The sequence below is a fragment of the Methanoculleus receptaculi genome, from assembly GCF_033472595.1.
In the GTDB taxonomy this organism is placed as follows: domain Archaea; phylum Halobacteriota; class Methanomicrobia; order Methanomicrobiales; family Methanoculleaceae; genus Methanoculleus; species Methanoculleus receptaculi.
This window is the reverse complement of sequence record NZ_CP137642.1, coordinates 1,938,586-1,958,863: the sequence shown is the minus strand read 5'-3', so window position 1 is coordinate 1,958,863 and position 20,278 is coordinate 1,938,586. Positions and strand designations below refer to the sequence as shown.

The 20,278-nt window shown below is 60.6% G+C and carries 21 protein-coding genes; 5 read left to right on the top strand and 16 right to left on the bottom strand.

All coding sequences use genetic code 11. The features are described from left to right. Nucleotides 1-2 precede the first annotated feature (2 nt). Genes R6Y96_RS10245 through R6Y96_RS10205 form a run of 9 tightly spaced genes read right to left on the bottom strand, consistent with a single transcriptional unit; the run spans nt 3 to nt 6,917 of the window. On the bottom strand, nt 3-590 hold the full coding sequence (locus R6Y96_RS10245) for a cobalt-precorrin-7 (C(5))-methyltransferase (protein WP_318621356.1): 588 nt from the start codon (nt 588-590) through the stop codon (nt 3-5). Beyond that, the gene (locus R6Y96_RS10240; protein ID WP_318622524.1) at nt 587-1,600 is read right to left on the bottom strand and encodes a cobalt-precorrin-5B (C(1))-methyltransferase; all 1,014 of its coding nucleotides are present in this window, start codon (nt 1,598-1,600) and stop codon (nt 587-589) included. The genes R6Y96_RS10245 and R6Y96_RS10240 overlap by 4 nt, the downstream gene beginning before the upstream one ends. Continuing rightward, nucleotides 1,575-2,264, bottom strand: coding sequence for a precorrin-8X methylmutase (locus R6Y96_RS10235; protein WP_318621354.1), 690 nt, complete (start codon nt 2,262-2,264; stop codon nt 1,575-1,577). Before R6Y96_RS10235 ends, R6Y96_RS10240 begins: the two co-directional genes overlap by 26 nt. Further along, nucleotides 2,212-3,006: a precorrin-3B C(17)-methyltransferase gene (gene cobJ / locus R6Y96_RS10230; RefSeq protein ID WP_318621353.1), complete on the bottom strand. Its 795-nt coding sequence runs from the start codon at nt 3,004-3,006 to the stop codon at nt 2,212-2,214. Before cobJ ends, R6Y96_RS10235 begins: the two co-directional genes overlap by 53 nt. Further along, the gene (cbiG, locus tag R6Y96_RS10225; protein ID WP_318621352.1) at nt 2,975-3,847 is read right to left on the bottom strand and encodes a cobalt-precorrin 5A hydrolase; all 873 of its coding nucleotides are present in this window, start codon (nt 3,845-3,847) and stop codon (nt 2,975-2,977) included. The genes cobJ and cbiG overlap by 32 nt, the downstream gene beginning before the upstream one ends. Then, nucleotides 3,844-4,560, bottom strand: a complete 717-nt coding sequence (locus R6Y96_RS10220) for a cobalt-precorrin-4/precorrin-4 C(11)-methyltransferase (RefSeq protein ID WP_318621350.1) — start codon at nt 4,558-4,560, stop codon at nt 3,844-3,846. Before R6Y96_RS10220 ends, cbiG begins: the two co-directional genes overlap by 4 nt. Continuing rightward, nucleotides 4,553-5,170 (bottom strand): cobalt-factor II C(20)-methyltransferase, encoded by a 618-nt coding sequence (locus R6Y96_RS10215; RefSeq protein WP_214023452.1) that lies wholly within the window; start codon nt 5,168-5,170, stop codon nt 4,553-4,555. Before R6Y96_RS10215 ends, R6Y96_RS10220 begins: the two co-directional genes overlap by 8 nt. Then, entirely contained in the window at nt 5,161-5,691 is a 531-nt protein-coding gene (gene cbiT, locus R6Y96_RS10210) for a precorrin-6Y C5,15-methyltransferase (decarboxylating) subunit CbiT (RefSeq protein ID WP_318621348.1), read from the bottom strand. The genes R6Y96_RS10215 and cbiT overlap by 10 nt, the downstream gene beginning before the upstream one ends. An 11-nt stretch (nt 5,692-5,702) precedes the next feature. Beyond that, nucleotides 5,703-6,917 (bottom strand): RNA-guided endonuclease InsQ/TnpB family protein, encoded by a 1,215-nt coding sequence (locus tag R6Y96_RS10205; protein WP_318621346.1) that lies wholly within the window; start codon nt 6,915-6,917, stop codon nt 5,703-5,705. Nucleotides 6,918-7,253: 336 nt separating this feature from the next. On the opposite strand from R6Y96_RS10205, the gene R6Y96_RS10200 reads away from it, so the two are divergent. Next, a complete protein-coding gene (locus tag R6Y96_RS10200) occupies nt 7,254-7,430 on the top strand; it encodes a 4Fe-4S binding protein (RefSeq protein WP_318621345.1) in 177 nt (58 codons plus the stop codon). Continuing rightward, entirely contained in the window at nt 7,420-8,616 is a 1,197-nt protein-coding gene (locus tag R6Y96_RS10195; protein WP_318621343.1) for an NAD(P)/FAD-dependent oxidoreductase, read from the top strand. Before R6Y96_RS10200 ends, R6Y96_RS10195 begins: the two co-directional genes overlap by 11 nt. On the opposite strand, the gene R6Y96_RS10190 is transcribed toward R6Y96_RS10195, so the two are convergent. Next, entirely contained in the window at nt 8,608-9,273 is a 666-nt protein-coding gene (locus R6Y96_RS10190; protein WP_318621341.1) for a potassium channel family protein, read from the bottom strand. The genes R6Y96_RS10195 and R6Y96_RS10190 overlap by 9 nt on opposite strands. A gap of 53 nt (nt 9,274-9,326) precedes the next feature. On the opposite strand from R6Y96_RS10190, the gene rnhB reads away from it, so the two are divergent. Both rnhB and R6Y96_RS10180 read left to right on the top strand, forming a co-directional pair. Next, nucleotides 9,327-9,956, top strand: coding sequence for a ribonuclease HII (gene rnhB / locus R6Y96_RS10185; RefSeq protein WP_318621339.1), 630 nt, complete (start codon nt 9,327-9,329; stop codon nt 9,954-9,956). A gap of 41 nt (nt 9,957-9,997) precedes the next feature. Next, entirely contained in the window at nt 9,998-11,332 is a 1,335-nt protein-coding gene (locus R6Y96_RS10180; RefSeq protein ID WP_318621337.1) for a site-2 protease family protein, read from the top strand. A 265-nt stretch (nt 11,333-11,597) separates the two neighbouring features. Here the strand turns inward: R6Y96_RS10180 and R6Y96_RS10175 are convergent, their stop codons facing one another. The 4 genes from R6Y96_RS10175 to R6Y96_RS10160 form a co-directional block, all read right to left on the bottom strand. Further along, nucleotides 11,598-12,689 carry an SPFH domain-containing protein gene (locus R6Y96_RS10175; protein ID WP_318621336.1) on the bottom strand — a complete coding sequence of 364 codons (1,092 nt, stop codon included), beginning with the start codon at nt 12,687-12,689 and terminating at the stop codon, nt 11,598-11,600. Nucleotide 12,690: 1 nt separating this feature from the next. Continuing rightward, the gene (locus R6Y96_RS10170) at nt 12,691-13,149 is read right to left on the bottom strand and encodes an NfeD family protein (RefSeq protein WP_318621335.1); all 459 of its coding nucleotides are present in this window, start codon (nt 13,147-13,149) and stop codon (nt 12,691-12,693) included. A gap of 96 nt (nt 13,150-13,245) precedes the next feature. Further along, on the bottom strand, nt 13,246-14,220 hold the full coding sequence (locus R6Y96_RS10165; protein WP_318621334.1) for a phosphatase PAP2 family protein: 975 nt from the start codon (nt 14,218-14,220) through the stop codon (nt 13,246-13,248). 212 nt (nt 14,221-14,432) lie between these two features. After that, nucleotides 14,433-15,620: a hypothetical protein gene (locus R6Y96_RS10160; protein ID WP_318621333.1), complete on the bottom strand. Its 1,188-nt coding sequence runs from the start codon at nt 15,618-15,620 to the stop codon at nt 14,433-14,435. Between the two features lie 480 nt (nt 15,621-16,100). Between R6Y96_RS10160 and R6Y96_RS10155 the strand changes: the two genes are divergently transcribed. Then, nucleotides 16,101-17,723 (top strand): putative manganese-dependent inorganic diphosphatase, encoded by a 1,623-nt coding sequence (locus R6Y96_RS10155; RefSeq protein ID WP_318621332.1) that lies wholly within the window; start codon nt 16,101-16,103, stop codon nt 17,721-17,723. Nucleotides 17,724-17,738: 15 nt separating this feature from the next. On the opposite strand, the gene R6Y96_RS10150 is transcribed toward R6Y96_RS10155, so the two are convergent. Further along, entirely contained in the window at nt 17,739-19,064 is a 1,326-nt protein-coding gene (locus R6Y96_RS10150) for an NAD(P)/FAD-dependent oxidoreductase (RefSeq protein WP_318621331.1), read from the bottom strand. A 7-nt stretch (nt 19,065-19,071) separates the two neighbouring features. Then, nucleotides 19,072-20,001 (bottom strand): hypothetical protein, encoded by a 930-nt coding sequence (locus R6Y96_RS10145; protein ID WP_318621330.1) that lies wholly within the window; start codon nt 19,999-20,001, stop codon nt 19,072-19,074. Nucleotides 20,002-20,278 lie beyond the last annotated feature (277 nt).

The following is a 20,278-nucleotide window of genomic DNA, read 5'->3' as shown; positions in this document are numbered from 1 at the left end:
TCTCAGGGCGCCGCCTCATCCTCCCAGGCCACCACCACGAAGAGATCCCCGCGTGGCGACGGCGGCTCTGCCGCCGTTCCGGTAGCGATCCGCTCCGTCGGGTAACCCAGGTCCTCGCAGACGGCGACCCGGGCTGCCGGGGGGAGGAGAGCCGCAAGCGCACTGACCTCAAAGGCAGGGTCGGTTATGATGAAGACGACCCGGCCCCTCTCTATCTCTTCAATGGCGCTGGCGACGGCGTGGTCATGGTCATTCCCGTGGGCCCGGACAACCGCCACCCTCGCGAGCGGGAGTCTTAGCCTCGCAAACGCAACCTGCAGCGATGAGATCCCGGGAACGACATCACCCTCCAGGAGCGGCCCGAGCCCCGCAAGCATCGGGTCGCCCGTCGAGAGGACGACCGCATCGCGGGGGAGCGAGCGCAGGCTCCGGTAATCCGTGATCCCGTGCACCTCACACCCCGGCGGGATGGCGTCACGGGCAAGCGCGATCGCCCTCGCGGAGCCATAGACAACCGACGCATCCTTAAGAACCCTCACAGCCTCCGCTGTCAGCATCCCGGGACCGCAGCCAACACCGATTATCTTCATGGCGACTCCCCGAGAACCCGGCCACCGCGGTCGACGATCACGACCCTGACACCGGGATACCGCGACCGGAACGCCTCAAGTTCGCGGCGGAGCACCACCTCCCCCCCGGCGGTCGCCATCAGTTCCTCCACCGTCGCACAGCCCGTTCCCTCAAGGATCTGCGGGTTCATGAACCTCAGGATCAGGCCCGGCAACCCGCAGACGATCGGATCACCGCCCGCGGCAGCCTGGAGCGCTTCATCAAGATGGTTCCCGACCAGGATAGCCTCGCGTTCCGGGAAGAGGAGCCGGGAGTATCGCAGCCCGAGCCGTCCGGTCGTCAGCACCACCGCAGCAGAGCGTGCAATCCGGTCGAGAACCCCCTCCGTCACGTGGTCGTCCCAGGGTTCCACAAGCCCCGTCGTCCCGAGCACCGATATCCCGGCGTGCACCCCGACCTTCGGGTTCAGTGTCTTCTGCGCCACCTCAGCACCCCGCGGGACGGTGAGGATGATCGTCGCCCCGGATAACCCGGTCTCCTCCATCGCCTCGTCGATCGAGCGCTGGATACACTCAAGCGCCGGGGCGCTGATCGCGGGCGTCCCCTGGCGATGGCGTGGGGTGTCGCGGGCGAAACTCCCTATCCCCTCCCCCGGGACGAAGTGTGCTCCATCATTGAGAGAGGGTGCCGCCGTCGCGACGAACTCAAGCCCCGCGGTCACGTCCGCGGTGTAGTCCCCCGCGTCCTTCCGGCACGACGCCTGACCGCGGCAGGCGTCCACCGGGAGCCTGACGGCGATGCCGCATGGCAGTCTGACCTCCACCTCCTTCACGGTACCGAGGGCAAGCGAGAGAACCGCTGCCTTGCAGGCCGCGGCGGCAGTCGTCCCGGTCGAGAACCCCCGACGGAGAACCAGCCCCGAGGCTGTCAGAACCGCAAGACCACGCTGCACGTCGTCGAGGAGTTCCGGAGAGCGGCAGGCCGCGACCCACTCATTCGGATACTCAAACCCAGTGACCGGATCCCGCATGACCTTCACGCTCGGCATAGATCGTGATGATCTCGTTTACCGCCGCAACCGCTACCGGCGTCCCGCCGCGGGTGCCGATGTTCGAGACCGAGGGGATAGTACCAAGCGCCCGGAGCTCCTCTTTTGACTCCGCAGCGTTAACAAACCCCACCGGCGTCCCGATGACCAGCGCCGGGTGGACACCCCCCCGTATCATCCCGCAGACGACGAGAAGCGCCGAGGGAGCGTTCCCTATGACAACGATCGAGCCTTCCAGGCGGTCGCGCAGGGCAAGGAACCCCGCCGACGTCCGGGTGATCCCGCGCTCCATCGCGATCTCCTCCCCGTGGTCAAGGGCGCAGATGATCTCGCTTGAATGCCCCCGTCTCAATACCCCTGCCTGTACCATCCGGATATCGACGATTATAGGCGCCCGGCGTTCAAGCGCGGCGACCCCGGCCTCGACCGGGCCGCCGGAGAACCGCATCAGATCGGCCATTGCAAAGTCTCCGACCGCGATCGAGCACCGCTGCCGGATCCTGTCCTCGGGCGTGGCATTCCCCAGCTGTTCCCGCGCCAGGCTCCTGCTCGCGCTTGCTATCGCGTAAGCCTCCGGGGTGACCGCCGCAAGGTCAGTATACGTACTTCCGGTGGTATCCCCTCGGGGTGATGATCCCTCTCTCATCAGTCTCATTCCTCCAGATCCTTGTCTCCTCTCCGCCGACAAATACGATCGAGTGCATATCCACAAATGAGATGTGCTCGTTAAACTCCCCGAGCGTCGTGATAAGCCGCTCCTCCCCATCCCGGTAGGCGTTCCTGACCACCCCGACCGGCGTCTCGTCCGGGAGGTGCCGGCGGGCGATCCCGATCGCCGTTTCCAGGTTGTGCGGCCGTCCCCTGGAACGAGGGTTGTAGAGGACGACCGGCACCCCCATCTGGAACGCAAGGTCGAGCCTCCGCTCGATCTCCTCCAGCGGCGTCAGGAGATCCGAGAGGCTAATCGTCACGTAGTCCCCGGACAACGGCGAACCGAGTCGTGCCGCTGCCGAGAGAGCGGCCGTGATCCCGGGGATGACCTCGATCTCGACCGTCGAGCCCGAACTTTCGGCCACCTCCAGGACTATGCCTGCCATCCCGTATACCCCGGCATCGCCGCCGCTCACCATCGCGATCGTGCGGTCACGTGCAAGGTCGAGCGCACGCGAGGCCCGCTCGACCTCCCGGCCCATGCTGCTACGGATGACCTCTTTGCCCGCGATCACCGGCATCACCAGGTCAAGGTAGATGCCGTTACCGATGACACACTCGGCCTCGGCCAGGGCTTTCAGAGCCCGGGGGGTTATGTGCAGCAGGTCGCCGGGACCCGTGCCGACTATGTATAACTTGCCTCTTTTATCGTGCGATTGCAACGGTGACACATCCATAGGTCTGTTTGGCAAGAACCAGTTCTTTTCGCTTCGAGATCGCAAGAGCCGCCGGTTCTGCAACCCCGGCCAGCCCGATCAACTGGGCGCGGGAGGGGGATGGGGCTCTCTGGGCGTTCAGGGTATCGTCGTCTAAATAGACCAGGTTGCCCCCGAGTTCCGCAACAGCATCACGCAGACCCGCCTCCCCCCGTTTCTTTGCGGTGGTTGCATAGATAAATACGTCTTCAGGCGCGATCCCGGCCTGCTCCAGCGCCTGCCGCAGCGCTCCGGCGACAGCGCCTGCCGCAGCGCCCTTCCGGCAACCAATACCAACAACGTAGTCCCCCTTCCGGACGAGGATGGAGACTCCCGGCCCCGCAACGACGATAGCGGGGCCCCTGATGGCGTAGAGCGGCAGATCCGAATCGAGCATCGCAGCGTTCACCGCCCTGGTGGAGTCGCGGTTCACGATATCGCAGCCCGACCGCGCGGCAATACCCTCGACAGAGTCCCGGCCCTGTGTCTCGGTCGCGGTCGTGATCACCGGCGTGATCCCGATCCCGGCAAGTTCCCGCGCAAGGTCGTTTCCGCCGTGATGCCCCCCGACGATCGGGACGGCGTAACGTAGGTCGGGGCTCACAACCACCACCGCAGGGTCGCGCCACTTCTCGACCAAGAGCGGCGCCACCCCCCTGACGGCTATCCCGGCAGACATCAGGGCGACAATCCGGTCGTATCGGCCGAAGAGATCCGCGAAGACCCCGGATGTGTAGGCGACCAGGTCGGCACCGAGCGTCTCGGCGATCCTCCGGGCGGAAGGCAGGAACCGGTCGAGAGCGACCACGACAGTCCCGGTCATGAGTAGAGGACCGACCTCCTGAACCCTGATCTTGCCGGGTCCACCACCCTGCCGATGATTATCAGCGCCGTCCGCTCGATCCCGGCAGCACGGGCCTTCCCGGCGATATCGGCCACAGTCCCCAGGACAACCTTCTCGTCAGGCCAGGATGCGTGGTAGACAACCGCCGCCGGTGTATCGGGTGGGCACTCGACCCGGGCGAGGACATCCTCCATCCGTTCCGTCCCGAGAAAGACCACCATAGTCTGGCCGAGCCTGGAGAACTCCGGGATCAGGTCACGTTCAAGCGTCGCCCCCGCCGGCCGGGTGATGACCAGGCTCTCGGAGACATCGCGAAGGGTAAACTGCGTCCTGAGCGCCGCCGAGGCCGCAAAGAGCGATGAGACCCCGGGCACGATCTCGGCCTCGATCCCCCGGCGCTCAAGTTCGGCCATCTGCTCGACTATCGCGCCGTAGAGCGACGGATCGCCGGAATGGAGCCTGACCACGAGTTCCCCGGCGCGGATGTGCTCCTCGATCGCGCCGACTATCTCATCAAGTTTCATATTCTGGCTGTCAAGTTTCAGCGCCGCCCCCGACTCCTCAACAAGCGCCGGGTTCACAAGAGAGCCCGCGTATATCAGGACGTCCGCTTTCCGGAGCAGATCCATACCCCTGACGGTGATCAGGTCGGGCGCTCCCGGCCCCGCGCCAACTATGTAGACCTTATTCATGCGACCGCCTCGCAAAGAGGATCGAGAAGTAGTCGCTCTCCTCGGGAAGTTCGTCCCCGCGGTAGACCCGTTCTTCCGGCATGAACATCCGTTCCACCAGCACAAACTCCGAGAACCCCTCCTCTCTCAGGTCAGCCGCAAGCGCCGCCGGCCGCCGGACCTTCATGATGACCCTTGACTCCTCTCCGTTCCCGTCAGAGACCAGAACCCGCCCGGAGACCGGGACGTTTGCCACCGATGCAAACGCCGTGATGGAACTGACCCCGGGTTCGGTCGCAAACGAGACTCCCGGGTGGCGCTCTGCGATCACCCCGGCGAGCCGGGAGAATGTCGAGTAGAAGTTCGGGTCGCCAAGGATCCCGAATACCGCAAGCCCCTCCATGGCGTGAGGCGCAATCCGGTCGGCGTTCTCCTCAAGACACCTCCGGATGTAGCCCTCATCGTTCGTCATAGGGAATTTAAGGACGACCGCATCGGCCCGGTACGGCCTGACCAGGTCGCAGGCCAGTTTGCCCGGGACAAACACGGCTTTTGCCTCTCGAAGGAGCCTGACCGCCCGCAGAGTCAGGAGTTCCGGGTCGCCCGGGCCGAGCCCCACGCCTACGAGCATCCCGCACCCCCCACGATGATGTAGACCGGGTTCAGCGGTTTGAACATCACCCCGCCGGCTATACCGGCCGATCTAGAGACCTGGATATGAACGGCCTCGATAAAGATCCCGAGACGCTGCATGCTAACTATGGCCTCGTGAAGCGTCCCGACCATAACCGCGTTCACGACGATCCTCCCCCGCACCATCCGCGCCAGGGTATCGAGCACCTCCGGGAGGCGGCGCGACCCGCCGACAAATGCGGCGTCGAGCCGCCCGAGATCAGGAAGGACGTCCACCGCATCGCCCTCGAAGAACTCAATATTCCCGGCGCCGGCGGCGGCGGCCTCCTGCCGGGCGCAGGCGATCGCCTCAGCCCGGCGGTCGATCGCATAGACAGTTTCAGCCGTCTTCGATGCAGCGATGGAAACTTTTCCTGTCCCGCAGCCCACATCGACCACCCGGTCGCCCGGCCGGATGCCGAGTTTTGCAAGCGAGACCGCCATGACTTCGTCCTGTGTAGGACCGGCCCTCAGTTCCATGAAGATCCCTGTTATCCTGAGAAATTTGTGCTAAGTGAACTACCCCGCCCTTCAGGGGGGGGTTCCTGCTTCATGGCCAACACTTGCACCACAGAGATGTGATGTAGAGGTCTTGGCTCCACAGGCTCAAAGGGCTGTTCCATCCCCACGCGGTGGATATTTACCGCAGCATTGTAATCTCTATCGGCAACAAACCCACAGTATGGGCATTCGTGGACTCTCTCGGAGAGCGTCTTTTTCACGATGCTTCCACAGTTCGAACACATCTGTGTCGTGTCGCGGGGATCGACTTTGACGAGTTCCGTACCAGCACTTTCAGCCTTGTACGAGAGGTAAGAATAAAATCGTTCCCACGACGCACTGTGGATACTTCTCCGGAGCCCGCGAGATTTGCCGTTCTCTTTCAAATACTTGATATTCAGGTCTTCAACACAGATCGTCGCATAGGTGTCAACGTACTGACGGGAGAGTTTGTGCAGGAAATCGTTCTTCTGGTTGGTGACATGATCATAGACCTTCTCCAGTTTCCTTTTTGCCTTCTTCCAGTTTTTCGAGAACCGTTGTTTCCGGGCAAGACTCCGCTGGATCTTCTTGATCCTGCCCAGAGAATGTTCATAGAACCTGGGGTTCTCGATCACTGCACCGTCACTATCGACCGCAAACGAGTTCAGACCGACATCGATACCGACAGACTGCCCTTCACGCTTTGACTTGTAGACCTCCTGCTCTGTCTGAATGATCACATACCATCTATCGCCGGAACGGGTGATCAGGACACCCTTCACCTTCCCGGTGTAGGGTCGGTGCATGTTGAACGGAATCGTTCCGATCTTCGAGAACGTAATCGAACTATGCTCGCGATCGATCTTGAAACCCGACTGATTATAATTGAGCGTCCGGTATCGGGCTGCACTCTTGAATCGGAGTTTGCCGATCTTCCGTCCTCTCTTCTTTGTCTGCGAGAGTGCAGCGATGTTGCTCCAGAGGGTATAGTTGACCATCTGGAGCACTTTAGAGTACACGTCCTTGAGTGCAGGATTCTCCTCTTTCAGCGTGACGATCCGCGCCTGCGTTCCCCGCATCGTCGGAGAGATCCCACCCTCTCGTGCCGTGTTGCATTCTTCGAGAAGTTTGTTGTAGAGCCATCTACAGGTATCAAGTGCAGTGTTCAGCCGTGTTTCCACGGTTGCGTCTGGATACGCCCGGTACTTGTAGGAAACGATCATTTACTTCTCTATCTGCGAGTCAACATACTCCTTCAGCGCATCGAGGCTTACCTGTCCTGACGTACCTGTACCGAATGTGCAGACCTATCAAGTTTATACCTCATGTTGGGTGAATTATAATAGAATACTCAAGAGGAATATATCTATCGCAGGAAGGAAGGGCGGCTCCGCTTTCATCCCCTCTCCTCTCGACCGGGGACTTCCCGCTCCGCCCCCTTCACCCCCGCAAGTTAAATGGGGTAGTGGCCCCCGCTCCCACCTGCATCGAGGCGCCGGTGCAGCAACTGAAGCAAGGAGCATAAAGGTTTTTGGGGGACAGGCGATATTATGAGTACAATGCTCAGGATAAACCGAGACAAGTGTGGATACTGCGGCACCTGCGTCGCAGTCTGCCCCGAGGATGCGCTTGAGCTGATCGACGCCTACCTCAGCCTGGAGGGTGAGTGCATAGCCTGCGGTATCTGCGCCAGGGCGTGCCCGCTCGGAGCACTGGAGGTCAGCAATGAAGAGTAAATACGATATCCTCGTCATAGGGGGCGGGCCTGCAGGGGCTCTCGCGGCGAAGACGGCAGCGGAGGCCGGGAACTCGGTCTGCCTCATCGAGAAACGTCCCGCAATCGGCACCCCTGTTCGCTGTGCGGAAGGGATAGGCAAAGATCTCCTGAAAGAGTATGTAAAACCCGACCCCTGCTGGATATCCGCCGATATAGAGCGCGCCAGGATAATCGCCCCCAACGGAACAACAATCAGCCTCGAACAGGATAAAGCCGGAAACGAGGTTGGTTACGTCCTCGACCGCAAGATATTCGACCGGGAACTCGTCTGGCAGGCGGCCGAGGCCGGTGCGGACGTCTTCGTCAAGACACGGGCAACCGCGCCTATCATGGAGAACGGCGCAGTCCGTGGCGCAAATGTCATCTCGATCGGCACTCCGGCAGAGATCCGGGCTGATGTGGTCATCGCCGCCGACGGCGTCGAGGCACGGTTCGCGCGCAGGGCCGGACTCGAGACCACCGTACCTCTCCGGGAGATGATGAGCTGCGCCCAGTATCTTATGACCGATATAGATATCGACGCCGGTTCAACGGACTTCTACCTTGGCAACGCGATCGCGCCCGAAGGCTACCTCTGGATCTTCCCGAAGGGTGAGAGAACGGCAAACGTCGGGATCGGCATCTCCGGCCGCAGGAGCCGGGATGGATCGAGGGCGAAGGACTACCTTGACCGGTTCGTCGCAAAGAACTTCCCCGACGGGAAGATGATCGAGGCGATCGTCGGCGGCGTCCCCGTCTGCCGGCCGCTTGAGTGCACGGTCGCCGACGGGCTCATGGTCGTCGGGGACGCGGCCAGGGTGGTCGATCCCATCACCGGCGGCGGGATAGGCAACGCCCTCTTCACCGGGAGGCTTGCCGGCCAGGTCGCATCAGACTGCATAGCCGCGGGCGACTGTTCGAAGGAAGCGCTGATGGCATACGACACGGGATGGCGCAACTCAAAGATGGGCGCATCGATTGAGAGAAACTACAGGATAAAAGAGTATTTTGTCACCCTTGACGATGCAAAACTCAACACCCTGGCGGACTCGATCGCCAGCGCGAGTCTCAAAGAGTTCTCTGTACGGGCCATCATCAAAGAACTGATCAAGCGCAACCCGAAGATGATCCTTGAGCTGAAAGCGCTCAGGGATGCCCTATCCTGAGCGCGTCAGTTGTTTATTGAGGGTCTTTAGGGTCTCCGCCTCCGCCTCTTTTTTCGTAAACACCGTTATGACATCCCCCGGACGGATACGGACGGTGCCGCTCGGGATGATGAGATCCCCTCCGGCACGCCTGATGGCGATGAAGACAAAGTCCCGAACATCGAGTTCACGGATCTCGTGATCGACTATTGGCGCCCCCTCCTCGGCGACTATCTCAAATATGGTGCCGCCAGGGATCGAGGCTACCTGCTGGAGGTTCGGGCTCTTTGTCCAGTAGTATAACCGTGTCGCCACCAGTTCGTCGGGGTTCTCGCTGATCCTGACGCCGACCTCCTTGAAGAGATCGGAATGCTCCTTCTGGTTTACGATCGAGACGACGTTCCTGACGTTGTAGCGTTTTGCAAGCCAGCAGGTCATAAGGTTCACGGCGTCATCGCTCGTTGTGGCGACCAGGGCGTCGGCACGGTCGATCCCCGCGTCCTCGAGCACCGATTTGTCTGTCGCGTTCCCGATGATCGCAAGGACATCGTAGTGTTCCAGGACATCGCTTGCACGTTCTTCGTTCTGGTCGATCACCACCACCGAATCACCGGCGTTGACAGCGATCGCGGTCAGGCTCCGGCCGATGCCACCCAGGCCGACGATGATCGTATACATCCATCTGGATTCAACCCTCAGCATTGAAATACCTTGCGAATAAACCAGAATGCGTGATCTGCGGGGTTGATGAAGCGGGAAAAGGTTCGGTTCTCGGGCCGATGGTGGTCGCGGCCGTGGGATGTCAGCGAGTCGAGGACCTTGCAGACCTCCCCATCCGGGATTCCAAGGCCCTCCGGCCCCGGCAGCGTGAGGCGCTGTATGATCTCCTGACCCGGCAATTCTCGATTGCCATCGTCAGTATCGATGCCCCCGGTATCGATGAGGCCCGGAGCCGGATGAGCATGAACACATGCGTGGCCGAACTCCATGCCGATGTTATACGGAGGCTCCGCCCGGATTGCGCCTACGTGGATGCCTGTGATGTCAACGCTGACCGATACGGGCGGACGGTGGCCGCGCTCCTGGACTTCCCCTGTGATGTCGTCGCCGAACACCGGGCGGATGCCCGTTGCATCATAGTCGGCGCGGCCAGCATAGTCGCAAAGGTCACCCGTGACCGCGCAATAGAGGAGCTTGAGGAGCGGTACGGGAAAATCGGGAGCGGCTACCCCTCAGACCCCGCAACCGTCGAGTTTCTCCGCGGCTACATCCGTGATCACGGGACCCCGCCGCCCTGCGCCCGCAGGACATGGAAGACAGTCGCAAACCTCTCCCAGAGAACGATCCTGGACTTTTCGTGACCTGGAAGGATTTATGCCTCGCGCGCCACAACCCTTGAGTGATGACCTGGATCCAGATGCTCCTGCTCATCGTTGTGGCATACCTGGCGATAGCCCTCTACATCCGGAAGCGGGGGCTATTCAAGGAGCACGTCATGTTCTTTGGCCCGATCCTGGCCATCAAGACCGAGAGGGTCGAGTTCTTCGACTGGTTCCGGAAGTTTGCGGCACCGCTCAGGGCCTACGCCACCCTGGGTGTCGTGATGGTTGTCGTGGTCTCGGTCTTCATGACGCTTGCCCTCATCCTCACCGTCCCTCAGTACCTGGTGCATACCCCTGAACCTACAGGGATCTACGACCCCCGCAACCTCCTTGCGATACCCGGTCTCAACCAGGCGATCCCGATCACAGCGGCCGTCATCCTGGGTCTCCTCCTCACGATCGTCATCCATGAGTTCGGGCATGCGATCCTTGCCCGGATCGAGGATATGCGGGTGCGGAGCATGGGTCTCCTCATAGCCGTCGTCCCGATAGGGGCGTTTGTCGAGCCCGACGAGGAGGATGTTGAGAGAGCCCGGGGGATGCCCAAGATCCGGATGTTCGGCGCCGGGATCACGAATAACATAGTCTTCGGCCTTCTCTGCTTTGCAGTGATGTTCCTTCTCATCGGGATGGCGACACCGCTCCCGATACCCCTGGTGCAGGGGGTCTACCAGGACTACCCTGCGGCAGAGGCCGGGATCCAGGGCTACTCGGTCATCACGGAGATAAACGGCATCCCCGTGAAGACCCAGGAAGAGATAGCCGCGATCATGGAGGGAACGCGGCCGGGGGATACCGTTACCCTGACGGCCGTAAAAGACGGGGTTGAGAGCACCTGCACCCTCACCCTGGCTGAATGGCCGGAGGTGCTCGGTGATGACCGGGACTCCGGGTTCATGGGGGTCTACTACTACAGTGCTCCTGCAGTGAAAGAGCGTCTTGACATGATCGCGGATCTCGGGCTGCTTGCACCTCTCTACCTGACTATAGTCCCGATCGACGCTTTCATCCAGGGCAACACGATGCAGCTTGCCATCCTGCTTGCAGACACCCCCGAACGGATGGCCTGGGAGGAACCGTTCCCCCTCTTCTGGGGGCTGGTCCACCTCCTCTTCTGGACAGGCTGGTTCAACCTGCTTGTCGGGATGTTCAACGCCATACCGATCGTCCCGCTCGACGGCGGTTACATGATGAAGGAGGGGGTCGAGCGGCTCTTCGAGCGTCTGGGCTGGTCCCAGCAGTACGCTCAACGTGTTGTCGCCTCGATCAGCGGGTTCGTCACGGTGATGCTGATCCTACTCATCACGATGCCGCTGATCGGCGCTGCGGTGCGCTCGGTGCTGGCGATGGGGTAGGATGCCCCCCCGCCCCTGGCTGTAACCGCGACGCTCTCTCTCCCCCGTATCACCGACCGTCCCCTCTCCTGACCCTCAAGGCTGGCTTCACGAAGGGCCGCGATCCCGCCGGATGGGTTGGCAGGGGCTGCGGCAATACAGACCCCTGCTGTTATCTGCCATCTGGTGAGGATCATCCATACCAGGGCAGCGCCTGTAAACCGGTTTGATGGCCTCAAAATGTGATTGCCATGGAGAAAAAAGAGCCAGGGCAGGAGGTCAGGTCTTACTGATCCTCTCTCTCCCCCCGACCGATCAGGTCTCCCGACTTCTTCTGCATCTCCACGTCGATATCGGTCTCGATGCTCTTTACCGCCTCCTCCGCAGTTCTGACCACGTCCCGTCCCGGGATCTCCCCGAGGATATCCTCCGGGGGCAGGTCTCCTCCTTCCGGAACTTCGGGCGCCTCGGCCGTTGCGCCAAGGTAATCCGCGGCCTGTTTGACGACGCTCGACAACTCAAATGGGAAGATTATCTTTGTCGCCTGACCATCAGCCATCTGTTTGAGGGCATCGAGCGAGAGCACCGTGATCGCCCGTTTGTCAAGCGGCCTGGCGCCTACCGATAGGATGCGCAGCCCCTGCGCCTCGCCCTGCGCCTGCAGGATCCTGGAGAGGCGTTCGCCCTCGGCCCGCAGGATCTTGCTCTGCCGCTCGCCCTCAGCCTCGAGGATGATGCTCTGCCGATTGCCTTCCGCCCGAAGGATCGCCGCCCGCTTCTCTCCGTCTGCACGGAGGATCGCGGCCCGGCGTTCACGCTCGGCCGCGGTCTGCTCGGTCATCGCCTGCTTGACCGGTCCGACCGGGTCGACCTCCTTGATCTCAACCCGCTCGACCTTGACACCCCAGGCGTCCGTCTCCCGGTCAAGGATGTCCCGGAGACGTGCGTTGATGATATCACGGTTGTAGAGGACCTCGTCGAGTTCCATGTCGCCTATGATCCCGCGCAGGCTTGTCTGCGCCAGCGCCACCGTCGCAGAGCGGTAGTTCATCACCTCGAAGAAGGCCTTTTCGGGGTCGATCACCCGGACATAGACGATCGCGTCCACGTTTGTCGGGGAGTTGTCCTTTGTGATCACCTCCTGCCGCGGGACGTCCATCACCTCTGTCCGGAGATCGAGTTTCCTGACCGTCGTGATCAGCGGCACAACCCACCTGAACCCCGGGTTCAGTCTCCCTATGTACTGCCCCAGACGAATCTGGAGACCCTGCTCGTAAGGCTGCACTATCACCACACCGCTGGCAAAAATGATGACGATGACGATGATCAGGAATATGGTGATCAGCCCCGTCCAGGGGGCGCTCTCTAGCAATGCCACCTCAGGCCACCTCCTTCACAACGATATGCACGCCCTCGGCCCGGAGAACAACAACCCTTTGCCCCGCCGGGATACGACCGGATTCTGAACGCGCACTCCACTCCATGCTTCCTATCTGCACCTTCCCGGCGAGCGTCTCGTCATCGACCTCCCTGACCACCACCCCTTCAAGACCGACAAGCGAGTCGCGAGAGAGCGTTGTCGGAGGTTTTCCGGCCGGGGTGATACGGCCATAAAGCCAGATGGTGACAATAGCTGCAAGGATCGCCGCAATTATCCCGATGACCAGCCCCCATGGAGAGGTCAGGATATCCACTCCGAGCAGGAGAAGAACCCCCAGGATGAAGAGGACAGTTGCAGGGACGGCGAGGAAGAACCCCGGCTGGGAGACCTCAATCAGGAGCAGCACCGCCCCGAGCACGATCATGATCCAGCCCAGTGTCATCCCCTCAAGAAGCATGGATGATAGATGGTGTGCGGGGGATAAAAAGGATCTGAAAAAACCTTATGGGACGTGGAACACCCTTCATCCGACCCATGGAGACCCGGGAACGTCTCAAGCCTTTCTTTTCCGGTCATTTGCGCCCGGTTTTGGGCGGGTAAAGAGAATCGGGGCACCGCAGGATACCCAGGCAGCGGCAACGGTTGCCTGGAAGTAGGTTGCAGGCAGAGCGTCATGCGGAATGAGGATCCCGAACCCATACCAGATCGCCCCGGCCACCGCGAGACCCGCGATGAAGCGAAAGAGGCAGGTCGAACCACTCCCTCTGTCTGGCGTCCTCTCCTGACAGCTCAACCCCGCTGCACCTGCCGCAAACCCGAAGAAGAGCCCGGATGTCATCACGGCTTCATGCAGTGAGAGTGGATGTATCGGCACCCCTGAGTTCTCAAGCGCCGCCGTCGCCCAGGCAAGAGGAACCTGCCAGTCCCCGGCAGCCATTATGGCGAGAAGAGAGGCTGCCAGCAGGGCAAGCGAGCCCGCAAATGCGGCGAACACCTGCCGGTGCAGCGGCATGGCGCCAACCCGGCGGCCAACGGCCCCCTCCAGAACAAGGAAGCCGAGGAGGACGGCGGCGCCGATCGCCCAGCCTGCGAGAACGTCGGCGGGGAAATGGACGCCAAGATATAGTCGTGATACGCCGATGAGAACCACCATGGCGACGGCGAAGATTGAGAACCATCTGCGCCGCCTGTCAATGGCGATCAGCCCCCAGAACGTTGCCGAGCACTGGGCGTGCGCCGATGGAAACCCAAACGACGGGCTGTTTTCGAGCGCCAGAACACCCTGGCCGACCCAGTATGGGCGGGGGAGATGGAACGCGGCCTTGAGCGCCAGGTTGAGCCCGACGGTTACCCCCATGAGGAGCGCAAGACGGAGTCCGAGACGGGGGTTCCGGCACCAGTAGAGGAAGAGGATGACGATAAGGAAGAACCCCGGGTGTCCGAAGAGGGAGAAGACCTTCATCGGAGCCTCAAGCCATGCCGCCCCCGTCTGGAGGGCCTGGATAAGTTCGATCTGGATATCGGGCATCTCAACCTGGCCTGAAAAGAAGGTCTGGTCGGTCAGGGCAAAAAATAATGCATTCGAAGTATCTTCCAATCAGAGCCCATCAAGCCGGGATACCCATGGTTTGACGACCTCCAGTTGTGCTGTAAGTGACCGGCCCCTGACCGTTCCCGCAGGCGCCATAGAGTCAAAGACTCACCCTCTTCGGGTAACCGGCGGTTCACGCCTACCCTCTCTCACAGCATGCCCCTTTCGACAACCTCCACCGTTTCAGGAGCAGAAACCGCAGGGAACGCATCCAGGAGGTCCCGCGTCAGTTCGGCCCCGACCGAGGGCTGGATTGACTCGAGCCAGAGGAAGAATCCCGCCATGTGGGGTGTCCGCCGACTCTCGAATCTAAATCCGCCGGTCTTGCTTGGCACCATCTTGAGGTACTCCCTCTTGCTCCTTGTCCGCAGGTAGATGATCGGCCGGTACTCCGGGATGTTCACCGCGAGGACAACCTTTGAGAACCTTTTCTGGATCATATCAGGGTCGTAGGTCTCTCCCCTGATCTGGATGGGGTATCGGGTGTCGAGCATCCGGACAGCGGAGGGATAGAGCCCCCCGAAGATGACCTTCTTCACGATCGGCGGGATTTCGTCGGGTCTACCGAGTTCCCGCGCACCGCTCTCTGATGTGACCGTCGCTATGATGTTCTGCAACCGTTCATCATGCAGTCTCTTGTAATCAAACGGACGGCGGGGAGGAATATCACTGATGGAGATCAACTTGTCGTGCCGGACTCGCCGTACCGGGCTGCGTTTCAGGTCACTCTGTCGGATCAGGGTCTTCAACTCCTCGCAGGTCGGCGTCGTTAGGATGACGTTGTCCGGCTCTTTCAGGAGACGACGGACGACAGCCGTTTTGGAGATATCGACAGAGGATATGAGAAGAAACGGCACGATCGGCTGCCCGTAGAGGTATCCGAAGAGGTGCTTTTTGTAGTGGATCTCCTCCTCAAGTTCTTTTAAGTCGGCAGGTGAGGTGACTATCTCCCCGAATGTCAACGATCCCGTATGGTCCAGTAGCACGAGGTCCACCTCGGCGAGATCCTGGCCGTTGCCGCGGACCTTGATGTCCCCGATGTTCGAGTAGAACAGTCCGTTCTGGCCGAGTTGCGCGCGCCTGACTTTTGTGGGTCCATCAGCCCCCCGCGCCACAACGGCCTGGATCAGGTCGGTCTGCACCGACAGTTCCAGGAACATCTCATAGACAATCGCCTCAAACCAGCGGCCTTCGGCAGTCCGCATCTGGGGGATGTCGCTGGAGAAGAGGTTCTTTCGATCTGCAGGGCGCAGGTGGCGCAGCGCTCTCATGATGGTCGCACGCGTTGGTTGAAGCGACCTGAAATTTCCGTCAAGCCACGAAATCATCTGTAACATCTGTTCCACACAGCCTGGGTATTGTTATCGTATTGAGGGCCGAATGAGGGTCGGAGCACATCCGTTTCGGGCGTCGACCGCCAAGGACGTGCTCATAAGAGTTTCGGCTCTCCTGGACTATGAAATTACGCATGACCCCTGTTGCAGATGGAAGCTCTCAAACCAGTGGCATCAGGCTTTACACTGGTTTGGTTGACTTCTTCGGGGATGGATCTGCCGGCGGGTGCGCAATCGCCACACACCGCCTGCCCGCATCTGTGGTAGGGGATTGACAGAAGAGACTTTGACGGGAGATGGTTTTATGCTCCCCGCGCATATACTACCGGCAGAAGGCGGAGAGATTGTATCCTGGTCGTTGACCTGAAGATCTCAGGATGTGCCCCCTGGAAGAGGCACCCCCTGGACAAAAGATTTGATGGCAGAGGTTGATACCTCTAAGAGACAATCGTTCTCCGGCTGGCCCGGGGATCCGAGGGGAGTATGGGACAGAATAAGATCTACATCATCGGTCACAAGCAGCCCGACACCGACAGCATCTGTAGCGTCATCGGTTACGCGGAGTTACTCAACCACACTGAACCGGGGAAGTACATCCCCGCCCGTTGCGGGGAGGTGGGGCCGGAAGCGCGGTTTGCTCTCGAGACGTTCAACGTTGAGCCGCCAGTCTACATAGCAAGCGTCGAGCCCACCGTCTCGGACATCCCGCTCGATACCCGGTGCGCCCGCCAGGATCTCCCGGCGATCGATGTGGCTGCCATGATGGATACTTACGATATGCGCAACATGCCGATCACGGACGATATAGGAAGACTGGTCGGTCTGGTCAGCGAGTATGGTCTTGCACGGGCCTACGTCCGGAAGAACCCGAAAGAACAACTCTCACTGATCCCGATGCCGCTTGAGACCATCGCACGTATCCTGGATGCGCGGGTGGTCGTCCAGGCGCGCGAGATGCTCGGGGAAGGCCGGGTCTACACCGTCATCGACGCCCTGCACGTCACCCTCTCCCGGATGACTCCAGACGATATCGCGATCGTCGGGGACAACGAGCCCGCCCAGCTTGCGCTGATATCGGCAGGGGTTGCCGCGCTCATAATCGCCGAAGGGGCGCCGGTGGGTGAACGGGTTATTGAGGCCGCCAGGTCGCGGGGGACATCAGTCTTCGCGACAACGCTTGACGCTTTCAGCGTCGGCAAGATGATCAGCCTCTCGCTTCCCGCGCGCATGATCATGGAGACTGACGTTCCCACGGTGCGGCTTGAAGACTCACTTGATTACGCAAAGGATGTCGTCTCGAACTCCAAGTTCAGGACGGCCTGTGTCGTGGGGGAAGATGGAGAGCACATAGGACTCGTGTCGCGGACGACGTTGATGCAGGATGTCCAGAAGTCGGTGATCCTGCTCGACCACAACGAGTATTCCCAGGCCGTAGATGGGATTGAGAAGGCGGACATCCTTGAGATCATAGATCACCACCGTCTCGGTGCGATCTCCACCTTAAAGCCAGTGAAGTTCCTCAACGATCCGGTGGGGTCGATCTCGACCATCATCACGAACAAGTTTATCGAGGCTGGATTGGAGCCCACACCGTCAACCGCCGGTGTCCTGCTTGCAGGAATCCTCTCGGACACAATGGTGATGAGGCTCTCAACCACAACCCCTGCGGATATAAGAGCAGCTGACTACCTTGCGGAGATCGCAGGGGTTGATCCTGCCGTTTTCGGCGCTGAACTTATCAAGAAGGGTATGGATCTCAACTCACTCCCGAAAGATGAACTCCTCACGCGGGACATGAAGCGCTACAACCTCTTCGGGAAGAGCGTCATGGTCTCGCAGGTGATGACATCATCCTTCGATTTCTCACAGAACCATGCAGATGAGATCCGTGCTGAACTTGAGCGCCTGAGAACGGCGTTTGGAGTCGACTGCTTCTTCGCCCTTTTTACAAACATCTTTGAGAACGCAAGCGATCTCTTTGCCGCCGGCGATGATGGCTGTCTCTCCAGACTGGGACTGCGCGACCAACCCCTCAGGCTCGAGGGTGTCATGTCCCGGAAAAACGATTTCATCCCGAAATTCGGGCGGATGCTCCGGCAGGCCTAGAAGACCCCCTCAAACTCACCTCTTCTTCTGTTGCAGTATATCCCCGGCGTATCGGGCAAGCCAGTAGATCCCGTCGGTCGAGGGATGTACCTCGATGATATCGGCAAAATCGGCCACCGTGATGCCCTGCTTCATCAGATGGGCTAGATACGAGAAGAGGGACGATGCCCCGGGAACGGCGGCTGCCGCCCCGACGAGCCTGCCGCTCTCAGGATCAACCTGGATACGTGCAAGTCCTGTCCATCCGGTTGCCACATCCCAGAATGAGCCCGACCCGGACGGCGCCGGAGCAGATAGGGTGAGCGATCCATCATCTCCGTCGGTCGAGGCGAAAGCGAGGTCGTAGCGGAGAGATATTGCCTGCGGGATGCATCTGTAATCCATTACAGCCTCGTGACCAAGGATGTTCTCGGCCGCAACCAGCCCCTCCCGGCGGGCGACGGGTGTGAGGTATGGCGGACCTATGACGTCACCTGCGGCATATACATTCTCAACGCTCGTTTGCATCCTCTGATCCACGATGACCGCGCCGTCCGGCCGCTTCAAAAGACCCTGGAGCGACTCCGAACGGGGTACAAGACCCGTCGCCAGCAGGACTGCCCCGGCCTCGACCTCTTCGCCGTTAGCAAGTATGATCGAGCGGACGCGTCCGCCCCCCTCGATGCTCGCCACAGTGGTCTGCTCCCGAATCCCGACGCCGGCAAGGTCGCGCAGCGCTGCAGACCGCATCCTGGGATCTAGATCCTTGAGCAGTCCATGACGGGCGATCACCTCGACCTCAACTCCGAAGGCATTGAATATGTAGGCAAACTCAGCTGCGACCACTCCGCCGCCTATCACCGCCATGCGGCGGGGGAGGTCTGACATTGCGGGAAGCGTCTGATAGGTGTATACCCCCGGGAGATCGGTGCCCGGAATGTCGGGGATCGCCGCCCGCGACCCCGTCGCCGCCAGGACGGCCTCCGCCCTGACCTCTTCATCGTCGATGAAGACCCGGCCCCCCTCAAGCCGACTTTCAGCCCCATATACGATCTCGACCCCCGCCTCCCGCGTCTCGGCGTCGAGGACGGAGGAGAGTCTCTCCTGAACCTCGCGCATCCGTCTCCAGATCATGGGGTAGGAGATGGTCGGAACGCAGTCAAGGATCCCGAGATCCTTCTGTATCCTGGTCTGCTCTATAAGTCGTGCCACGTCGTTTAACGCGCAGATCGTCATGCACCGGTCGTGGAGACACTGCCCTCCGATCTTGCGCTGCTCGACAAGCCGGACCTCCCTGCCAGCCTGCGCAAGGTGCATCGCACCGAGCCTGCCTGCAGGCCCTCCACCGATGACGATGATCATGGTTTACCTACAGAAGTTCAACTCCCTCGTCCATCGGCATAGAGAGGATCTCGCCGCTGAACGCATTGACCTCAACGATCTTACTCCCGCCCCTGACCTGCCAGACAGGCACGTAGACTGTCTCAAGTTCGACCCTGATATTGTTACGGTCCGGTTTGAGAGTCTTCTCCTCGTAAAAGATGGTATCTCCTTTCTCGTAGCGGAACCGGATTCGCTGGGTCAGGAGTTCGGTGACCTCCTGCACGATCTCCTCCTCAACATCCTCACGCATGAGGCGGGGAGGCACGATCTCGGAGCCAGCTGGGATTTGACCACGCTCGATCTCGCCTGGGTCGATCTCCATCTTCAGGCCGTTGATGGCGTTGATCGCGCCCCCTCCCTCAGCATCAAAGGAGATCGCCCGGTTCTTGACCTCGCGCTCGCCCCTGCTCACGTAGTTGTAACTCCAGTATGGGATGAACCGGCATTTCGCCGTCCCCTGTATCCCTGCGATTTTACAGGCGCGCTTCTCCGGGACCTTAATCGGCAGATGTGGGATCTCCGGATCCTCTTCCAGTTCCTGATCCACCAGGAGTGTGGCCTCGACCTGATTCCTCGGCGTCTCGCGGTCTGTCGATGGAATGTCCAGGATCAGGTGTTGCCCGAGAACCTCCGCCAGAGCGGCTCTGCCGGCCTGCCGGACAAACTCATTCGGGCCCCACTGGATGCAGTCGTCCGTCCGCACCTCTGGATTCAGCGTAAAGAGCAGTTTCCTGCAGACCCAGTCCTCATCGCCTATGCGCAGGCGGTATGTCATAGAATCAAAACTCTCGATCGTCTCAGGGTCGTTGGAGCAGAGCACAACAAGAGCGTCCTCACTCCCGACCGCTGAGAGGTCCAGCGGGTCGCCTACCTCTTCGACATCGTAAGATGCCGCGGCAAGGATCCACTTCAACATGTTCCGAGCTTTTTCCCGGGTCCCACTATCCATTCATCTAACTGATATTACAGGGTGGTAGAACAACTTTTCCTTTTGTAGGCCCCCGGGGAAAGGCGAGGCCATCAAACCAATACTTCCCCGGTTTGATAAACCTCACCATGGACGGAGTCCCGGGCGGCACCGCCGTGCCCCCCTCCCATCCGGCTCCGGAGCGGCCGGGAGGCGGGGGCGTCTTGAAGAAGAATACGCCGTTCCAGGGTACATAGAGACAGGGGAGGGGGAGCCCCGTCTCCGC

Coding starts and splice junctions, on each gene's coding strand:
- R6Y96_RS10245 (WP_318621356.1), bottom strand. CDS start 590: ATGAAGATAATCGGTGTTGGCTGCGGTCCCGGGATGCTGACAGCGGAG.
- R6Y96_RS10240 (WP_318622524.1), bottom strand. CDS start 1,600: ATGCGGGATCCGGTCACTGGGTTTGAGTATCCGAATGAGTGGGTCGCG.
- R6Y96_RS10235 (WP_318621354.1), bottom strand. CDS start 2,264: ATGAGAGAGGGATCATCACCCCGAGGGGATACCACCGGAAGTACGTAT.
- cobJ (WP_318621353.1), bottom strand. CDS start 3,006: ATGGATGTGTCACCGTTGCAATCGCACGATAAAAGAGGCAAGTTATAC.
- cbiG (WP_318621352.1), bottom strand. CDS start 3,847: ATGACCGGGACTGTCGTGGTCGCTCTCGACCGGTTCCTGCCTTCCGCC.
- R6Y96_RS10220 (WP_318621350.1), bottom strand. CDS start 4,560: ATGAATAAGGTCTACATAGTTGGCGCGGGGCCGGGAGCGCCCGACCTG.
- R6Y96_RS10215 (WP_214023452.1), bottom strand. CDS start 5,170: ATGCTCGTAGGCGTGGGGCTCGGCCCGGGCGACCCGGAACTCCTGACT.
- cbiT (WP_318621348.1), bottom strand. CDS start 5,691: ATGGAACTGAGGGCCGGTCCTACACAGGACGAAGTCATGGCGGTCTCG.
- R6Y96_RS10205 (WP_318621346.1), bottom strand. CDS start 6,917: ATGATCGTTTCCTACAAGTACCGGGCGTATCCAGACGCAACCGTGGAA.
- R6Y96_RS10200 (WP_318621345.1), top strand. CDS start 7,254: ATGCTCAGGATAAACCGAGACAAGTGTGGATACTGCGGCACCTGCGTC.
- R6Y96_RS10195 (WP_318621343.1), top strand. CDS start 7,420: ATGAAGAGTAAATACGATATCCTCGTCATAGGGGGCGGGCCTGCAGGG.
- R6Y96_RS10190 (WP_318621341.1), bottom strand. CDS start 9,273: ATGTATACGATCATCGTCGGCCTGGGTGGCATCGGCCGGAGCCTGACC.
- R6Y96_RS10180 (WP_318621337.1), top strand. CDS start 9,998: ATGACCTGGATCCAGATGCTCCTGCTCATCGTTGTGGCATACCTGGCG.
- R6Y96_RS10170 (WP_318621335.1), bottom strand. CDS start 13,149: ATGCTTCTTGAGGGGATGACACTGGGCTGGATCATGATCGTGCTCGGG.
- R6Y96_RS10165 (WP_318621334.1), bottom strand. CDS start 14,220: ATGCCCGATATCCAGATCGAACTTATCCAGGCCCTCCAGACGGGGGCG.
- R6Y96_RS10160 (WP_318621333.1), bottom strand. CDS start 15,620: ATGTTACAGATGATTTCGTGGCTTGACGGAAATTTCAGGTCGCTTCAA.
- R6Y96_RS10155 (WP_318621332.1), top strand. CDS start 16,101: ATGGGACAGAATAAGATCTACATCATCGGTCACAAGCAGCCCGACACC.
- R6Y96_RS10150 (WP_318621331.1), bottom strand. CDS start 19,064: ATGATCATCGTCATCGGTGGAGGGCCTGCAGGCAGGCTCGGTGCGATG.
- R6Y96_RS10145 (WP_318621330.1), bottom strand. CDS start 20,001: ATGTTGAAGTGGATCCTTGCCGCGGCATCTTACGATGTCGAAGAGGTA.